14 protein-coding genes and 1 pseudogene are annotated in these 16,678 nt (G+C 43.7%); 6 read left to right on the top strand and 9 right to left on the bottom strand.

Annotated elements, in window-relative coordinates; translation table 11 throughout:
- A partial coding sequence (locus LC574_RS02895; RefSeq protein WP_229451426.1) for an FHA domain-containing protein occupies positions 1-575 on the bottom strand: 575 nt, incomplete at its 3' end.
- 1,643 nt (positions 576-2,218) lie between these two features.
- Between LC574_RS02895 and LC574_RS02890 the strand changes: the two genes are divergently transcribed.
- Positions 2,219-4,249 (top strand): hypothetical protein, encoded by a 2,031-nt coding sequence (locus LC574_RS02890; RefSeq protein ID WP_229451425.1) that lies wholly within the window; start codon positions 2,219-2,221, stop codon positions 4,247-4,249.
- A 95-nt stretch (positions 4,250-4,344) separates the two neighbouring features.
- Positions 4,345-4,644, top strand: a complete 300-nt coding sequence (locus tag LC574_RS02885; protein WP_229451424.1) for a hypothetical protein — start codon at positions 4,345-4,347, stop codon at positions 4,642-4,644.
- A 410-nt stretch (positions 4,645-5,054) separates the two neighbouring features.
- On the opposite strand, the gene LC574_RS02880 is transcribed toward LC574_RS02885, so the two are convergent.
- The 8 genes from LC574_RS02880 to LC574_RS37715 all read right to left on the bottom strand — a co-directional run bounded on the left by LC574_RS02880 (position 5,055) and on the right by LC574_RS37715 (position 13,165).
- Positions 5,055-5,507, bottom strand: coding sequence for a nitrate reductase associated protein (locus tag LC574_RS02880; protein ID WP_229451423.1), 453 nt, complete (start codon positions 5,505-5,507; stop codon positions 5,055-5,057).
- A 73-nt stretch (positions 5,508-5,580) separates the two neighbouring features.
- Positions 5,581-6,039: a phosphate-starvation-inducible PsiE family protein gene (locus tag LC574_RS02875; protein WP_229451422.1), complete on the bottom strand. Its 459-nt coding sequence runs from the start codon at positions 6,037-6,039 to the stop codon at positions 5,581-5,583.
- A 438-nt stretch (positions 6,040-6,477) separates the two neighbouring features.
- The gene (locus LC574_RS02870; protein ID WP_229451421.1) at positions 6,478-8,724 is read right to left on the bottom strand and encodes a molybdopterin oxidoreductase family protein; all 2,247 of its coding nucleotides are present in this window, start codon (positions 8,722-8,724) and stop codon (positions 6,478-6,480) included.
- A gap of 84 nt (positions 8,725-8,808) precedes the next feature.
- The gene (locus tag LC574_RS02865; protein ID WP_229451420.1) at positions 8,809-8,982 is read right to left on the bottom strand and encodes a hypothetical protein; all 174 of its coding nucleotides are present in this window, start codon (positions 8,980-8,982) and stop codon (positions 8,809-8,811) included.
- Between the two features lie 19 nt (positions 8,983-9,001).
- The gene (locus tag LC574_RS02860; protein ID WP_229451427.1) at positions 9,002-10,459 is read right to left on the bottom strand and encodes a NarK family nitrate/nitrite MFS transporter; all 1,458 of its coding nucleotides are present in this window, start codon (positions 10,457-10,459) and stop codon (positions 9,002-9,004) included.
- A complete protein-coding gene (locus tag LC574_RS38770) occupies positions 10,363-10,815 on the bottom strand; it encodes a hypothetical protein (protein WP_229451419.1) in 453 nt (150 codons plus the stop codon). Before LC574_RS38770 ends, LC574_RS02860 begins: the two co-directional genes overlap by 97 nt.
- Entirely contained in the window at positions 10,812-12,482 is a 1,671-nt protein-coding gene (locus LC574_RS02850) for a ferredoxin--nitrite reductase (protein ID WP_229451418.1), read from the bottom strand. The genes LC574_RS38770 and LC574_RS02850 overlap by 4 nt, the downstream gene beginning before the upstream one ends.
- Before the next feature lie 551 nt (positions 12,483-13,033).
- A complete protein-coding gene (locus LC574_RS37715; protein ID WP_267871379.1) occupies positions 13,034-13,165 on the bottom strand; it encodes a hypothetical protein in 132 nt (43 codons plus the stop codon).
- A gap of 67 nt (positions 13,166-13,232) precedes the next feature.
- Between LC574_RS37715 and LC574_RS02845 the strand changes: the two genes are divergently transcribed.
- The 4 genes and pseudogenes from LC574_RS02845 to LC574_RS02830 form a co-directional block, all read left to right on the top strand.
- Positions 13,233-13,646, top strand: a complete 414-nt coding sequence (locus LC574_RS02845) for a ubiquinol-cytochrome c reductase iron-sulfur subunit (RefSeq protein ID WP_229451417.1) — start codon at positions 13,233-13,235, stop codon at positions 13,644-13,646.
- Between the two features lie 270 nt (positions 13,647-13,916).
- Positions 13,917-15,215, top strand: a complete 1,299-nt coding sequence (locus LC574_RS02840) for a HEAT repeat domain-containing protein (protein WP_229451416.1) — start codon at positions 13,917-13,919, stop codon at positions 15,213-15,215.
- A 226-nt stretch (positions 15,216-15,441) separates the two neighbouring features.
- The gene (locus tag LC574_RS02835; protein WP_229451415.1) at positions 15,442-16,068 is read left to right on the top strand and encodes a hypothetical protein; all 627 of its coding nucleotides are present in this window, start codon (positions 15,442-15,444) and stop codon (positions 16,066-16,068) included.
- Positions 16,069-16,393: 325 nt separating this feature from the next.
- Positions 16,394-16,510, top strand: a pseudogene (locus LC574_RS02830) (LysR family transcriptional regulator); the annotation flags it as partial.
- Between the last annotated feature and the right edge of the window lie 168 nt (positions 16,511-16,678).

The following is a 16,678-nucleotide window of genomic DNA, read 5'->3' as shown; positions in this document are numbered from 1 at the left end:
TCTTCCGATCTCATTAACACTACAAAGATTACAGTCAGTATTCCCGGTACGAGGTAAGCTTTACGGGTTAAATCTTTACCAGTGGAAATAATGGGAAAAAGCTGGGTGAAGCTAACAGAATCTGGCTGCTTTAATTGCGTGTGGCTGTGGTAATTTGTCGCTGAAGGTAATGGTGTAACTTGGTTAACTGTCGTGGCCGGGGTGAGTGAGGTATACTCGTACTCAAAAACGTATTGCGGCCCATCAGCACCTAAAGAAATGCGATCGCCTGGGTGTAATTCCTGACATTCATACAAGCGTTGTCCATTCAAATAAGTGCCATTAGCACTATTTAAATCACAAAGCACCCAGCTGAATTTGCTATCTGGCGATAGAGAAAGGGGACGAACCACTGCATGACGACGAGATACCATTCGATACATCATGGCATCCAAGACAACTTGGCAGCTGGGATCGCGTCCAATTACCATCTCTTTACTGGGGGGCAGGGAATAGCGAGATTCTGATCCAAAAGCTGCCCCATTACCAGACACTAGCCGCAGAAATGCATTATGTCTTGCGTGTTTGCCTGTCATCGATAAGAAGTGCGTTTCTAAACTAATTCTTCATATAATTTGGCAGCAGGACTAACCTTAGCCACATTAACAGCAGCATTGCTAAATCCACTATAGCTTCACTTACTGCTAAGAAATTTAAATTTATAGACGCAAAATTTCAAATTGTTTTACTTAATGTAAATAAGTATTCCATTTGCTGAGACTTTATCCTAAAATTGGCTTGTTAGGCGGATAAATCAGATTGTATCGGCCGTGTACTCAAGACATCCTAACTGCAAATTAAACCCACGGCAATTTATCAAAAAATAGTATTTTTTACTGCATTTTGTTCTATTCCAAAAATATATAATTTACAGTTCGGATAAGCTCTTGAGGCAGGGGAGGTTCTTGAGGAAAGAGGGTTCTTAGTAAGCTGTCGCGCCTACAAGTTGCACTATTTTCATTGTCAAAAAAAGCTGCAAACCCTCTCCCTTGCTCCCAGCAAGAACTGCCCCCCTGGCTCAAGAGCTTGCCCCAATTCATCCCACTGTTCTGCAACACCGATTTCCGGTATCTTGCCTCAAACAACTGTAGCCAGTTCTGGGTGTTCAATCTTACTCCCTTCCCGCTCTAAGATTACCTATCTTCTTTTTCTTCTTCCTTCGTGTTCTTCGCGTCTTTGCGGTTCGTTAAATTAGGTATTCTTCTGGCGAGAAGGGAGTAGTTCCAAGTACTATAAGGAATTCTGCCAACCAATGGCGAGACGCCCACCCCACAAGAAGTAGTTGAGTATTTTTTTATTTGGAAGTCTTTTACCTGAAAATAGCTGTAACTCTAATTTTACCAAAATGACGCCCAGCCTATTGACAATATTTAGATATTCATAAGAGTATTTAAGTGATTTAACGGTTATCAAAGTAATTTTTCCTTACAAAGAAAAATCAGTGAACCTCACCCCGTCTATAGCTAAAGCTACAGGTTCCCTTAGTAGGGCTATGGTCTACACACAAGTCTGAAACAGTTCACTCATCTGAGTTGAAGCCTAAGTTTTACCCCTCCCTAACCCCAGGGCTGTTTCATTCCCTAAAAGGCGCTGATTTACAAGCGTTTCAAGCAAAAAAATCAGGTGACTAAAAAATCTGATTGTGCAAGAAAATGGCGATCGCACTGAAATTTACTTGTTGAGGTGGTAGCTTTTCGATTACCAAATCAAGCAAATTTCTGACTCAAACTCTTGACAAAATCTCTAAGAGATCGAATGAAACAGCCCTGCTCCCTAACCCGAACTTTGGAACTACGGTGTACACACAAGTCTGAAACCGCTTGCGAACCTGGGTTTTACCCCTCCCTAACCCTCCCCGATGGATTGGGGAGGGAACGTAGATTTCAAAACTAGAATTTTTTGTTAGTCCGCGCAGTCCCAAAGAGTTTGTGTAGCCGCAAATTCCATTTACCAAGGCTCTCGACTGACTCAATAGTACAGACGCGATTAAATCAGTGAACAGTCAACAGTTATCAGTTATCACGGTTTCAGTGCGGGGATTTGAAGAAAGACACTCCTCACACCACTTGCTTAGTTGTGGGGGACTCTGACTCCCAATTGACAAAAAATTCAAAACTTTTAACTGATAACTGATAACTGATAACTGTTAATCGCGTCTCTATAAACATAGGAGAAAATCATGGTTATTTCATCATTTAATCTCTCTAACCTCGACGGCGCTAACGGCTTCACCATCAACGGCATCGCGGCGGGTGACCAATTAGGCTATTCTGTCAGCAGTGCCGGAGATGTCAACAATGACGGCTTCGACGACTTGATTATCGCGGGATACGCTGCCGACGCCAACGGCACCGATTCAGGGCAGAGCTACGTGGTGTTTGGCAGCAGCAACGGCTTTAGCTCCACTCTCAACCTCTCTAACCTCAACGGCGCTAACGGCTTCACCATCAACGGCATCGCAGCGGGTGACACCGCCACTTCTGTCAGCAGTGCCGGAGATGTCAACAATGACGGCATCGCTGACCTGATTATCGGGGCATATGCTGCCGACCCCAACGGCTCTTTTTCTGGGCAGAGCTACGTGGTGTTTGGCAAAAGCACAGGCTTTGACGCCACTCTCAACCTCTATAACCTCGATGGCACTAACGGCTTCACCATCAACGGCATCGTGGCGGGTGACACCTTAGGCAGGTCTGTCAGCAGTGCCGGAGATGTCAACAATGACGGCATCGCTGACCTGATTATTGGGGCAGAGAGTGCCGACGCCAACGGCACTAATTCAGGGCAGAGCTACGTGGTGTTTGGCAAAAGCACAGGCTTTGACGCCACTCTCAACCTCTCAGACCTCAACGGCACTAATGGCTTCACCATCAACGGCATCGCAGCGGGTGACTGGTCAGGCTTTTCTGCAAGCAGTGCCGGAGATGTCAACAATGACGGCATCGCTGACCTGATTATCGGGGCACTCTATGCCAACGCCAACGGCTACACCGATTCAGGGCAGAGCTACGTGGTGTTTGGCAAAAGCACAGGCTTTAGCGCCACTCTCAACCTCTCCACCCTCAACGGCGCTAACGGCTTCACCATCAACGGCATCGCAGCGGGTGACATCTCAGGCTTTTCTGCAAGCAGTGCCGGAGATGTCAACAATGACGGCATCGACGACCTGATTATTGGGGCATACGGTGCCGACCCCAACGGCTCGCAATCTGGGCAGAGCTACGTGGTGTTTGGCAAGAGCACAGGCTTTAGCGCCACTCTCAACCTCTCTAACCTCAACGGCGCTAACGGCTTCACCATCAACGGCATCGCAGCGGGTGACAAATCAGGCACTTCTGTCAGCAGTGCCGGAGATGTCAATGGCGACGGCTTCGACGACCTGATTATCGGGGCATTTAATGCCGACCCCAACGGCACCGATTCTGGGCAAAGCTACGTAGTGTTTGGCAACACAGGATGGAGCGCCACTCTCAACCTCTCCACCCTCAACGGCGCTAACGGCTTCACCATCAACGGCATCGCAGAGGGTGACTGGTCAGGCTATTCTGTCAGCAGTGCCGGAGATGTCAACGCCGATGGCTTCGACGACCTGATTATTGGGGCATTCTATGCCGACCCCAACGGCACCGATTCAGGGCAGAGCTATGTGTTATTTGGCGGGACGAATATCGGCGGCACTCCTGAAGTGACAGGAACTCCCCGTGCAGACACTCTTATCGGCACAATTAATAAGGATATCATCGACGGCAAAGCTGGCAATGACACCATCGACGGCAAAGCTGGCAACGACCTACTGGAAGGCGGTGCTGGCAATGATATCCTTATCGGCGGTGCTGGCAATGATACCCTTGTCGGTGGCATCGGTGCTGACAGATTCCTTTACGATACCAATGCTCGCTTTGACAGTTCTGCTGTTGGTTTAGATACCATCTCTGATTTCAAACAGTCCCAAGGTGACAAGATTGTACTGGATAAAACTACCTTTAGTGCAATTACTTCTGCTGTGGGAACCGGTTTTAGTAATGCTAGTAACTTTGAAGTCACTTCTAATGGGGCAGCCAGCACTGCTGTGATTGTCTACAACCCTGTAACTGGGCAGTTGTTCTACAACTCTAATGGTAGCGTCGCTGGTTTTGGCATCGGTGGTCCATTTGCGGTTCTAACTGGTGCGCCAACTCTCACTGCATCAGATTTTGTCTTGCAAGCGTAGTTCGCCTAAAATAACGTGAGTTCGACAAGTCTTATTTGACCTCTCCCCCAACCCCTCTCCGACACGGAGAGGGGAGCAAAAAGCTGAATTTTTCGTTGCTCCTCCCTTTCCGTTTCCCAGAGGGAGGCTGGGAGGGAGAGGTTGATCGTCGAACTCACGTTAACGTTAAATCGGGAGTCACTAACGTTAAATCGGGAGCCACTAACGTTAAGCCGGGAACCGCTAACGTTAAGCCGGGAGCCACTAATGTTAAGCCGGGAGCCACTAACGTTAAGCCGGGAGCCACTAACGTTAAGCCGGGAGCCACTAACGTTAAACCGGGAGTCACTAACGTTAAGCCGGGAGTCACTAACGTTAACCCGGGAGCTTTGAAACTCAATCCTTTACTAAGCTAATGAGCATTTATAATGATACAAATACGCTGGTAGGGGCATGGCATTGCCCATACGTGTCAACTTAAGCTAGAAATGGCTTAACTGTTTGCTTCCTCACCCGCCTGGAACTAAAGTTCAAGGCTAATAGCTAAAGTCTACTGAAGTAGACTAAAGATTTTGGGTATATTTAGTCATCTTCAGATGACTTTTGCTATTAGCAAGGAACTTCAGTTCCTTGCGGGACATGACTTTCACGTTAAGTTGACACCAATGGCATCCTGCCCGCCCTTGTGTAACTCATTCAGATGAAATGTGCTGTATTAGCTAATAGTTAATAGTTTAGAGTCAATAGTTAATAGTTGTTTATAAAGTAATGCATGATTTCAGGGCGGCAAGTTAACAAAGTTGTCCTGTTAATGACTATTGACTAATTAAAGCAGATGGAATTCTGCGATCGCTCTGTTAAAGTTTTTGTTTTCATGTCCTGGGCGGCTGAGTTTTATCAAGGCAAAACGCTGTAAGGGCGTTAAACCTGCCCAATGTTGCTGTGTTAGGGTTACACCTATTTCTTGAGCTTTTTCTTGGATGCTAGGTGGTACAGTGGCAGAGTCAAGCCATGCGGGATGTGGCTCGATGGGCAATTTTGTAGGTGGTATACCCGTGCGTTGTAGAATTAATTGCTGGATATGCTCGCGGTAAGACTGAATTTCTGTTTCTGTAGTGCAAGGTAATTCGACTAAAGCTTGACGCTCGGCTGTAGTCATTTGATTCCAATCAGACAATTTTAGTTTGATGCCACAAGTATCTAATTTGCAACGCACCTGCATGGGGATACAGCGCAGGGAATCAACAAAGTCTGCTTCAAATTCAAAGAAATCTGTCATAAGATGCAAAAAAATCAGACTAACCTATATCTAACTAAATTATTCTCAAACAAAAGCTTATTAAGTCTTTATTTTAACGGTTATTATTGGAATTACTAAGACGAATTATCAAATAACTAATTGACAGGGCAAGAATAGCAATTCCTAAACCAATTATATCAATACCTCCAACTTTTTCTAAGTCAAGAATAATAATTTTTCTGGCAACAGCAATTAAAGATGTGACAATAACTAATTCAACTTGAAAAACGTGTTTTCGTAAATAAGCTGTGATATTCTCTAAAATTTCTAAAGCAATTAAAATATTCAAAAACAGCCCAAAAATTTTATACAATGTTGTGTTAAATTTGGCATAAGGCGCTGTAAATAACTCTTTAAGAATAAATACTCCTAAATCCGCGATCGCTACCAAAATTACGAGCACCATAAAAATAGATAGAACTTTAGAAACTATTACTTCTATGTTTTCAATGATGTGCATGAAGTTCTCATCTTTGGTAGCTCCTAGAATTTCTCTCAGTAACTTTTTCATTTGCTGCACCCGATTTTTAAATAAAAGAAAATCCCATAGATGAATCTAGAGGATTAAAAAATATGATTTGTAATACCAGGGCTATTTCGTTCTAGACATAAACCGCCCAGAACTGAAGTTCCGCGGCTCATAGTCCAAGTCCACGCTTAGTGGACTAAAAGCCTTTCTTAGTCCACTAAGCGTGGACTTTTGCTATTAGCCTCAGAATTCATTCTGAGGCGGGCTAGATGAGAATGAAATAGCCCTATTTGTAATACTATCTAATTTTTATTCTTTCCCATAGCTCAACTAGGCGCTAGTCAAACCTCTGGTTACTAGAAATTTAGCCTCTTGAAATATGGTAATTGGTATGGGTCAATAGTAGAGAGCCATAAAAAATTATAATCACTATTGGCTATTCATTATTGACTAAATTACCTATTGATGATTATTAATTACCTATGACGGGGTTTTAAGCCCAATTTTTTGATAATCTTTATCTTTGACTGTAACTTCCACAGAGATTGGTATCAGCTGCACAGCACAGGCTTTTAATTCTGGTTGGAGCGAATCGGGGCAAGATTCTGGATGGGTGAGGGCGTTGGCTTCGGCATTATCTGCCCACAGCGAACCCCAATGCATGGGGACAAAAACTGTACCAGGCGCGATCGCTTTTGTCACTTTAGCAGGAAACTTCGCTTTACCCCGACGCGATCGCACTTCTACATACATACTATCTACAATACCTAACCGAGCAGCATCACGGGGATGAATTTCGATAAACGGTTCGGGATGCATTTTACAAATTTTTTCAATTCGCCCAGTGCGTGTCTGCGTATGCCAATGTCCGTAAAGTCTGCCAGTAGTTAGCACAAAAGGATAATCTGGGTTTGGTGGTTCTGCCAATCCCTTTGAGTAATATGCCCCAAATCGAGCGCGTCCATCAGGGGTGTGGAAGCGGAGATTGGTGTAAAGTCTTTTGGGGGGAGTAGGGAGTAGGGAGTGGGGAGTAGGGGATTCACCACTCCCTACTCCCCATTCCCCACTCCCCTCTTCTGGATGAGGCCATTGAGTCGGGCCTTCTGCTTGTAATTGCGCGTGACTGATACCCGTCATATCGCAGGGGCGAGTTTTAGTTAGTTTGACAAACTCAGCATAAACTTCGGCGGAGTTAGCAAAGGCAAATTCTCTCTCAAAACCTAATCTACGTCCAACTTCGGCGAAAATTTGCCAATCGGCTTTAGCTTCTCTTGGCGATTGGCGAAATGCTTGACACAGAGTTACCACCCGTTCGGAGTTTGTCATTACACCAGTTTTTTCACCCCACTGGGCTGCTGGTAGCAGAACATGAGCGTAAGCAGAGGTTTCTGTGGGATAATAAGCGTCTTGGTAGATGGTGAAAGGCGATCGCAATAATGCCTTCTTTGTTCGCTCCAAATCTGGCATACTTACAGCTGGGTTGGTAGCCGCAATCCACAGTAACTCTACAGCGCCATTTTCCAAGCCAGTAATCATGTCCCAAGCAGTCAAACCGGGATTTGGCGAAATCTGTCCTGGCTTAAGTCCCCAAAACTCCTCAACTTCTGCACGGTGCTGGGGATTTTTCACCACCCGATAACCCGGTAATAAATGTCCCAAACCTCCGGCTTCCCTTCCTCCCATTGCGTTTGGCTGACCAGTGAGGGAAAAAGGGCCAGCCCCAGGTTTGCCAATCTGTCCAGTCATCAGATGCAGGTTAATGATAGTTCTTACCTTAGCCGTCCCTTCTGAGGATTGATTTACACCCATTGACCACAGAGATAGTACCCGCTCTGATTCACCCCAGTAATGTGCTGCTGTTTCTAAATCTTCAATGCTGATTCCACATTGACGAGCTACTACTTCTGGCGGATAGTGGCGAATTACTTCAGCATAAGCCGGAAAGTTGCTGGTGCAGTCGTCCATGAACATGGTATCGATATAATTCCAGCGCATCAACAAGTGAGCGATGCCGTTTAACAAATCGATATCTGTACCGGGACGAATCGCTAAATGTAAGTCAGCTGCTTCTGCGGTTGGAGTGCGACGGGGATCAACCACAATCATTTTGACTTTGCGGTTCTTTTTGTGATATTTTTCCAATCGGTTGAAAACGATGGGGTGACATTCGGCTGTATTAGTACCAATTAAAAATGCACACTCAGTTAACTCCAAGTCATCGTAACAGCAGGGCGGGCCATCTGAGCCAAAGCTTTGAATGTAGCCAGCTACTGCACTAGACATACATAAGCGAGAGTTGGCATCAAAATTATTAGTACCCAGACAGCCTTTCATGAGTTTCTGGGCTATGTAATAATCCTCAGTTTGAAACTGGCCGGAACCATACATACATAAGGCTTCTGGCCCTTGGGTGAAGCGGATAGTTTGAATGCGCTGTGTGATTAGATTAAAAGCTTCATCCCAACTAACGCGCCGAAACTCTTGATCTAAGGAGTCTCGCACCATTGGGTAATGTAATCTATTTTTATCTAAAGATTCTGCGATCGTTGCGCCTTTGACGCAAACCATTCCTTGACTGGATGGATGAGCTTTATCACCGCGCACTCGCCAAGTTGGAGTTCCTTGGCTATCTCGATTAGTTGCTTTGCCAAGTTGGGCTGGAGGTGAAACTTCTAGTCCGCAGCCAACACCACAGTAGGGACAGAGGGTTTTGGTAAATTCACTCATGGCAGTTGTACCATTTTGTTATTTGGATTATGTAACCTCAGATGTAGCGACAGGTTGAGAAATTTGTGTGTTACGCAAAAACTCTTATTCCTTTGCGTCCTTGGCGTCTTGGCGGTTCGTTTTTTTCATAAATTTTTTTAACGAACCGCCAAGACGCCAAGAGCGCAGAGAGAAGAAAAAGAGATTTTCATGAATTAAGATTGCTATAGAAGGATGAAGTGTAAAATTACCTAATTCAAATTTGATAGTTAATTTCACTACTTTATCCTTCAGTTGATTATTCTTCGGTTAAGAAGATAGTAGTTGTGCTTTCTGGTAATTCACCTTCGTAGGCGGCGGCAAAGGAACCTTTTGGTTCTTTGAGGAAGAAGGCGCACATGAAAGCACAGACTAAAGCAGCTATACCCATTGTGCTAAATAGTGTTGGAGCGTCGGTTAAGCTAAAAATTGTCAGGTAAACTACGCCGCCAAAATTACCGTAAGCTCCCACGTTACCGGCAATTTGTCCAGTGGCTTCTTTCTTAATTAGGGGTACGATGCTGTAGGTTGCACCGCAGCCAGCTTGGGCAAAGTAGGCGGCAAACATTGTAACTGCGATCGCTAGCGGAATCGGCCAGTTACCATTAATAAAATGTGCAATCAAATAACTAACACCAATGCCGACACTGATAATTGTCATTGTCCATTTCCGGGAGCTAAATTTATCAGAAATTAAGCCACCACTGGGACGAGAAACCAAATTTAAGAATGGATAGGTAGCAGCAATCATCCCAGCTACAACATGCTCTAAAGCAAAAGTTTTTTCAAAGAATGCTGGGAGCATGGAAACAACTGCTAGTTCGCTGCCAAAGTTAGTTATGTAAGTGAATTCGAGTAAGGCTACTTGACCAAATTGAAAGCGTTCAGATGGAGCGTAAGTTTTTTTACCAGTTAGAAGTTCTCGGTTTACCTGCCAAGCTTGGTAACTTTGGTAAGCAAACAATCCTGCTAATAGCAACCAAGCCAGATACATTTGGCTCAAAGTTAGGAAGTGAATGTTCTTTTGTTCTAAGCGCCAAGCTAATAAACCTAGAGCGAAAATTAAACCAAAATTTGAGACAATCATCGCCCAGAAGCTTTTAATACTGGTGACTTCTAGAGAACCATTTTTCTTAGGTTTTTTGTAGACTTTCCCAGTGGGCGTATCTTGGACGCTGTTGTAATAAATTACGCCGTAAATCGCTGCAATGATCCCTGTAAGTGCGATCGCAAACCGCCAGTTAGAAGCACCACCAGCGAAAAAGCTAGTAGAAACTGCAATTATCGGCAAGGCAAACTCTGCGCCAAAAGCCCCAAAGTTACCCCAACCGCCATAAATACCTTGGGCAATTCCCATCTCCTTCGGCTCGAACCATTCCGCCACCATGCGGATACCCACAACAAACCCAGATCCGACAATTCCCATCAGCAAACGACTGATGACTAATTGATTAAAATCTTGCGCTAGCGCCGTCGCCAAACAAGGAACAACCGCAAACATCAGCAGGATTGAGTAGGTGATTCTGGGGCCAAAACGATCCAGAAGCATCCCAATTATTAACCGTGCGGGAATTGTGAGAGCAAGGTTACAGATGCCCAAAGTTTTGATTTGCTCTGGTGCTAAATGTAGTTCTTTACCAATGGTTGTAGCAAAGGGAGCAAAGTTAAACCAACAAACAAAGGTAAGAAAGAAGGCAAACCAAGTCTGATGTAAGATGCGGTAGCGATCGCTAAATGAAAATAAGTTTTTAAGCATTCCAATCTTTCTAATTGAATAAAATACGGTGAAGAGGTAGGAGAAGATGAGCCTTTAAGGTCGAAGGTTAAGCCTTTAAGGTCGAAGGTTAAGCCTTTAAGGTTGAAGATTAAGCCTTTAAGGTCGAAGATTAAGCCTTTAAGTTCAAAGATTAAGCCTTTAAGTTCAAAGATTAAGCCTTTAAGTTCAAAGATTAAGCCTTTAAGTTCAAAGGTTAAGCCTTTTATCTCGGAAGTTGAGCCTTTAAGGTTGAAGTATGAGTTTTGCCCAATGCCCAATGCCCAATGCCCAATGCCCAATGCCCAATCCCCAATCACTTACTAACTAATATGGCTTCTTGCTTGAGTTTTGCCCCAAAATGTTTAATCAGTAAATCTTGTAATACTGGCTGTAAGTCTTCGCATGGTATTCCTTTGGTGACGCAAGTTCCTAAATGGGCATCTTTGCCAACTTTGCCACCCATATATATGTCAACACCTTCCAAGGTTTTGCCATTTTTGCGAGTTTTAGTTCCCATCAAGCCGATGTCTGCAACTTGGGGCTGTCCGCAAGAGTTGGGGCAACCTGTCCAGTGAATTCGGACTGGATTGGTGAAGGTTAAATCTTCTTCTAAGGCTTTAATCATTGCCAGGGCGCGGTTTTTGGTTTCGATGAGGGCAAAGTTGCAAAATTGTGCGCCTGTGCAGGATACTAGCGATCGCGTCAGCAAACCTGGATCAATAGAAAACCTTTCTAACAATGGATCTGTTAAAAATGTTGCTAAACGCGAGTCAGAAATGTTGGGGATAACGATGTTTTGCTCAACTGTAAAGCGGATTTCGCCACTGCCGTAAACTTCCGCTATACGGGCAATTTCAAACATATCTCCGGCATATAGCCGACCGACAGGAATGTGTAAGCCTACGTAATTAAATCCTGGTTGTTTTTGTTTATATACCCCGATGTGGTCGCGTTTTTCCCAGTCGATTTCGTCTTTTGCTGCTGCGGGTAATAATAATTCACCCAAACGGCTTTCTACTTCTACTCGAAACTTTTCTAAACCCCATTCATCAATTAGCCACATCAAGCGCGATTTTTGCCGATTAGCACGCAGGCCATGATCACGAAAGACTTCCAAAACCGCTCTACATACAGCTACCACATCTTCGGGAAGTACCCAAGCATTTAAAGGAATCGCCGCTTCACAACGTTTAGCTGAGAAAAAGCCACCCACAAGGATATTGAAGCCAAAGACTGGAGATGAGGGAGATGAGGGAGATGAGGGAGATGAGGGAGATGAGGGAGATGATATTTGTTTACTTGCTTCCCCTGCTCCCTCATCTCCCCCACTCCCCACTCCCCATTCCCCACTCCCTTCCTTAAATGCTGGAACAAAAGCTAAATCGTTAATTTCAGCATGAACTGAATTGTCTCGTCCACCTGCGATCGCAATATTAAACTTCCGTGGTAAGTTGCTAAACTCTGGGTTCCCTTCCCCTTTGTTGGTGAGCATATCTTGAATTTGCTGTACCAACTCTCGTGTGTCGTACAACTCATCCGCATCCAACCCCGCCACAGGATCGCCTGTGATGTTGCGGACGTTATCCATCCCTGACTGGACAGTGGTTAAACCAACTGCGTGAAATCTATTAAAGATATCTGGTAAATCTTCAATTCTGATCCCCCGTAATTGGATATTCTGTCTCGTAGTAATATCAGCGCAACCATCATCACCGTAACGCTGCACTACTTGGGCTAAAACACGCATCTGATTGCTGCTGAGAATACCGTTAGGCATCCGCAACCGCATCATAAACTTACCTGGGGTGACTGGGCGAAAAAACACACCCACCCATTTGAGTCGATGATCGCGATCGATTTCGTCCATTGCTTCCCACCCCAAGGCAGCAAATTTCTCTATTTCATCCCTGATAGCGAGTCCATCTTTTTGAGCTTTGAATTTCTCGAACTTGTTGAGGCTGGTAGTAGTTGCTGTGTCTGTCATGATCTGACTCTCGTTTAAATTACTGAATATGGTGATAATTGCCCAATATCAATCAACCCGTAGTTGCATCAGGTGTTGTATCTACGAGGATTCTGACAATTCAGGTCATCTGAAAAACCTCTCTCTAAATCTCTCTCCTAAAAGGAGAGAGACTTTGAATTTTCCCCCCTTCCCGCGTCGGGAAGGGGGTTAGGGGGTTAGGTTTTTGGTGGACTTTTCTACATAACGTGAAAAGTCAGACGAGGATTAGAGAATAAAAACTTAATATTTGCTTAGGGTTGATTATTTTTACTTCAGAGCATTCAAAGCGAAACTCCAAATCCGTGATTAGTTTAGGACTTACGCAAAAATTGCTAAAAAGCTTAATTTATCGAACCGCCAAGACGCCAAGAGCGCCGAGAATTCGTAGAGTGTGCGTAAGTCCTATAGTTAAGGAAAAATGGTTGCCATTTACATCTTGGAAATTTGTCAAGCAGGTTTAGATAATGTTCATGTAACAATTTCGATAGTTATAAGTTAAAGGCAGATTTATGTTAAAATCGTATAAATCGCTACGGTTTTTTAGTAAAATTGCTGAAACCGGATAAATAATATGCATTTTTTGCATCAAAGCCAGCTAACATCCCACGCAAACCCCTTAATGATAAGTATTTGAAACGATCAAAAGGATTTTGGATTGCCATAAATCAATTCTGAATCCAAAATTGAGTGGCAGATGTTAGCTAAAACTTAGATATTATTTCAGCAGCTATGAAACGTCGTAATTTTATTAATTGGGTAGGTTTGGGTGGGATAGCGAGTTCTCTACCTGTAGCGATCGCAGCCTGTTCTTCTCAAACAACTCCAGTATCTAAGAATTGGGAAACAGTAGGTACATCGGCAGAATTAGATAAAACTGACCAATTGCTGGCGAAAAACTCACCTGCTGGGCCTGTGTTGGTAGTCGGCACATCCAAGGCTGCAAATCTGACAGCTGTTAACCCTACCTGTACTCACGCAGGTTGCACAGTGGGATGGAAAGCTCAGACAAAAAAATTCGTCTGTCCCTGTCATGATTCGGAATTTGGCATTGACGGTAAAGTGCAAAAAGGCCCAGCTACAGAAGCGCTTAAAACTTATGCCGTCAAAATTGAGGGTAATTCAGTTGTAGTCAAAGCAAGTTAAAATAATTCGTAATTCGTACCTCGGCAACGCTTGGCAACCTAATTCGTAATACTTCGGCTACGCCCTTCGGCTACGCTCAGGACAAGCTCAGTACAAGTTCGTAATTCGTAGTATGCACTTTAGTGCTTAAATCAGAGCTAGAGCCTTAGCTACGAGACTATGAAAATTGGTGTAATGATGTACTAAAAAGCAGACTAAGAGTAGAGAAAAACAGCGATTTATTTACGATTTTGTGTTTTTGTTGTATTCATATAATTCACAATTGCGGGTATGGTGAGTAATATCAACCAGCTTTTAGTGCAAGCCCAAACAGCATACGATGCAGCTGATTGGTCATCACTCATTCAATATTTACAACAATTAATCTTAGGTACAGATTCGGAACATCCAGAGATAGTTAAAAATCGAGAATATCTCCTGAAATTAACACTTTCAATATTAGAGATGGGGGATTTTCAGCAACGCTGGGAAATCACCAAGGTGTTGACTCGCTTGGGAAATATTGCCATCACACCACTCATTGAGATATTAGAAGACGAAGATACAGAAGAAGAATTACGCTGGTATGCAGCACGGACTTTAGGCGAATTTCAGCACCCAGAAGCGATCGCACCCTTAGTTGAATTATTGAAAACCGATGAGGATGAAGAACTCAAAGCGATCGCAGCTACAGCACTAGGGCAAATGGGTACTGTTGCGATTACTTCACTAACTGAACTTCTAGCAGATGAAGATACACGGCTTTTAGCAGTGCGATCGCTTTCCTATATTGGGCTACCAGAAACCATCACACCGCTATTGAGTGTAGTGCAAGATCCACAAGTAGCAATCCGCACGGCTGCAATTGAAGCCCTCAGCAGTTTTCATGACGAACGTGTGCCACCAGCCTTGTTAAACGCTTTAAATGATATAGCCGCCACAGTTAGGCGTGCAGCAGTGCTTGGTTTAGGTTTTCGCCCCGACTTACGCGAAGCCTTAGATTTGGTGACGAGACTACAACCCAAGCTTTACGACTTTAATATTGATGTTTGTTGTGCAGCCGCAGTTTCCCTTTCTCGTATGGGTTGTGATGAGGTAGCCCAGCAATTATTTAAGCTGCTAATATCACCCCATACACCGCTACCACTGCAATTAGAAACTATCCGCGCATTGGTTTGGGTGGGAACACCATCTAGTTTGGAATATTTGCAAACAGCATTTAATCAAAGCAATTCAGAAACACTTTGGCAAGAAATTGTTACAGTTTTGGGGCGAGTGCAAAAGCCGCAAACTACACCAGCCACAGAAATATTATTGCAAATACTGCGATCGCAGCATCCAGCGACAGAGATTGCTAGCATCAATTGTGCGATCGCTTTATCTTTAGGGCAATTAGGCGAAATGCAAGCTATTGAACCATTGATTTCGCTGCTAGCTGTCAAGAATGTATCGGTAAGACTACATGCGATCGCTGCACTAAAAAATTTGGATGGGGAAGCCACATATCAACAATTGCAGCAGTTAGCAAATAATACTGCACTCACACCAGATTTGCAACAAGGAATAGCGATCGCTTTGGCTGAATGGTAACTTGCACACCGCTTTTTCGTTCAGAATTCAATTTCTTTTTCTGGCGACTGACGCATGTATTCTGTTTGTTAATAATTTTAATAAAATCAATAAGTTATTGCATGCTTGATTTTACAATTATTATTCTGGCTCCTGACTCCTGACTCCTGAATTATTACATTGTTTAATTCATCGTAGGTAAGCCACAATCAGAATAAGAAGTAATCATGCAGGATTGTAGTGAATTATGGCAAAACCTAAAATCCTTCAAGAAGATCGCGAATATACTTTTCGCTCATATTTTGAAATGACTTATGAGCCAGAAGAAATCTTAGCAGAGCTTGGTTATGCTTTGGTACGGTCAAGGTTATCGCTACCAAAAACACAAAACCCTTTAGACCGATTAGAAGAATTAAAAGACCGTATCGAACGGACGCTTCCACGGGTTAGTTTGACTAGTGAAACAGCACGTCGAGAAACTTTGGTCGCACCAATTTTATTGGAAGTTGCTACATACTATTGTGACTGTCAGCTACGAATTGAGTACCCACTCGCAGTAAATAAGTGGCTCAAAGGAAACCTTGATTATCTTCTTCGTGCAGACCAGAATCTTTTAGTTGTGGAAGCAAAAAATGATGATATTACTAAAGGATTTACACAACTAGCCGCTGAATTAATTGCTCTATCCCAAATTGAAGAACAGCCTTTTCAGTATGGAGCCGTTACTATCGGTGATGTCTGGCGATTTGGAAGACTTGATGTTAAAGCACAACAAATTATAGAAGATATTAAAATTTATTCATTACCCGATGATTTAGAAGCTTTAATGAAGATTTTAGTCGGAATTGTTGAGCGAAACTCTAGCAGTTCGTAAAAACTATAGCAGTCCTAAATCATTTGTGAAATATTTTTCTGCTTGTCATGAGTCATTAGTCATTTGTCCTTTGTAATCACAAATGACCAATACTTCGACTTCGCCCTTCTCTACGAGAGGCTGCGCCAACGGCTACGCCCTTCGGCTACGCTCAGGACAAGCTCAGGACAAGCTCAGTACAAGTGACAAATGACTAAGGACGACCATAACAAAAATTTTCACAATCTCATTTAAGATTGCCATAACTGTAACAAACCCTACCAAATTGCGATCAAAAAACCGTTAACTTAATGAAACTAATAAATGTAATTCAGGCTACATAAAAATGCGCCTAGAGCAGTTGCAAGCCTTTCTGGCGATCGCACAAACCGGCAGCTTTCAACAAGCAGCGCGAACATCTGGTGTTACCCAATCGACGATTAGTCGCCAAATCCAAGCATTGGATATTGCAAATACTGCGATGCCTTCGGCGAGCTTCGCTAACGCAGCATCCAGCGACAGAGATTGCTAGCATCAATTGTGCGATCGCTTTATCTTTAGGGCAATTAGGCGAAATGCAAGCTATTGAACCATTGATTTCGCTGCTAGCTGTCAAGAATGTATCGGTAAG

Source organism: Nostoc sp. CHAB 5715 (genome assembly GCF_020829685.1).
Taxonomy (GTDB): Bacteria; Cyanobacteriota; Cyanobacteriia; order Cyanobacteriales; family Nostocaceae; genus Nostoc.
This window is presented reverse-complemented; position numbering and strand designations above follow the sequence as displayed.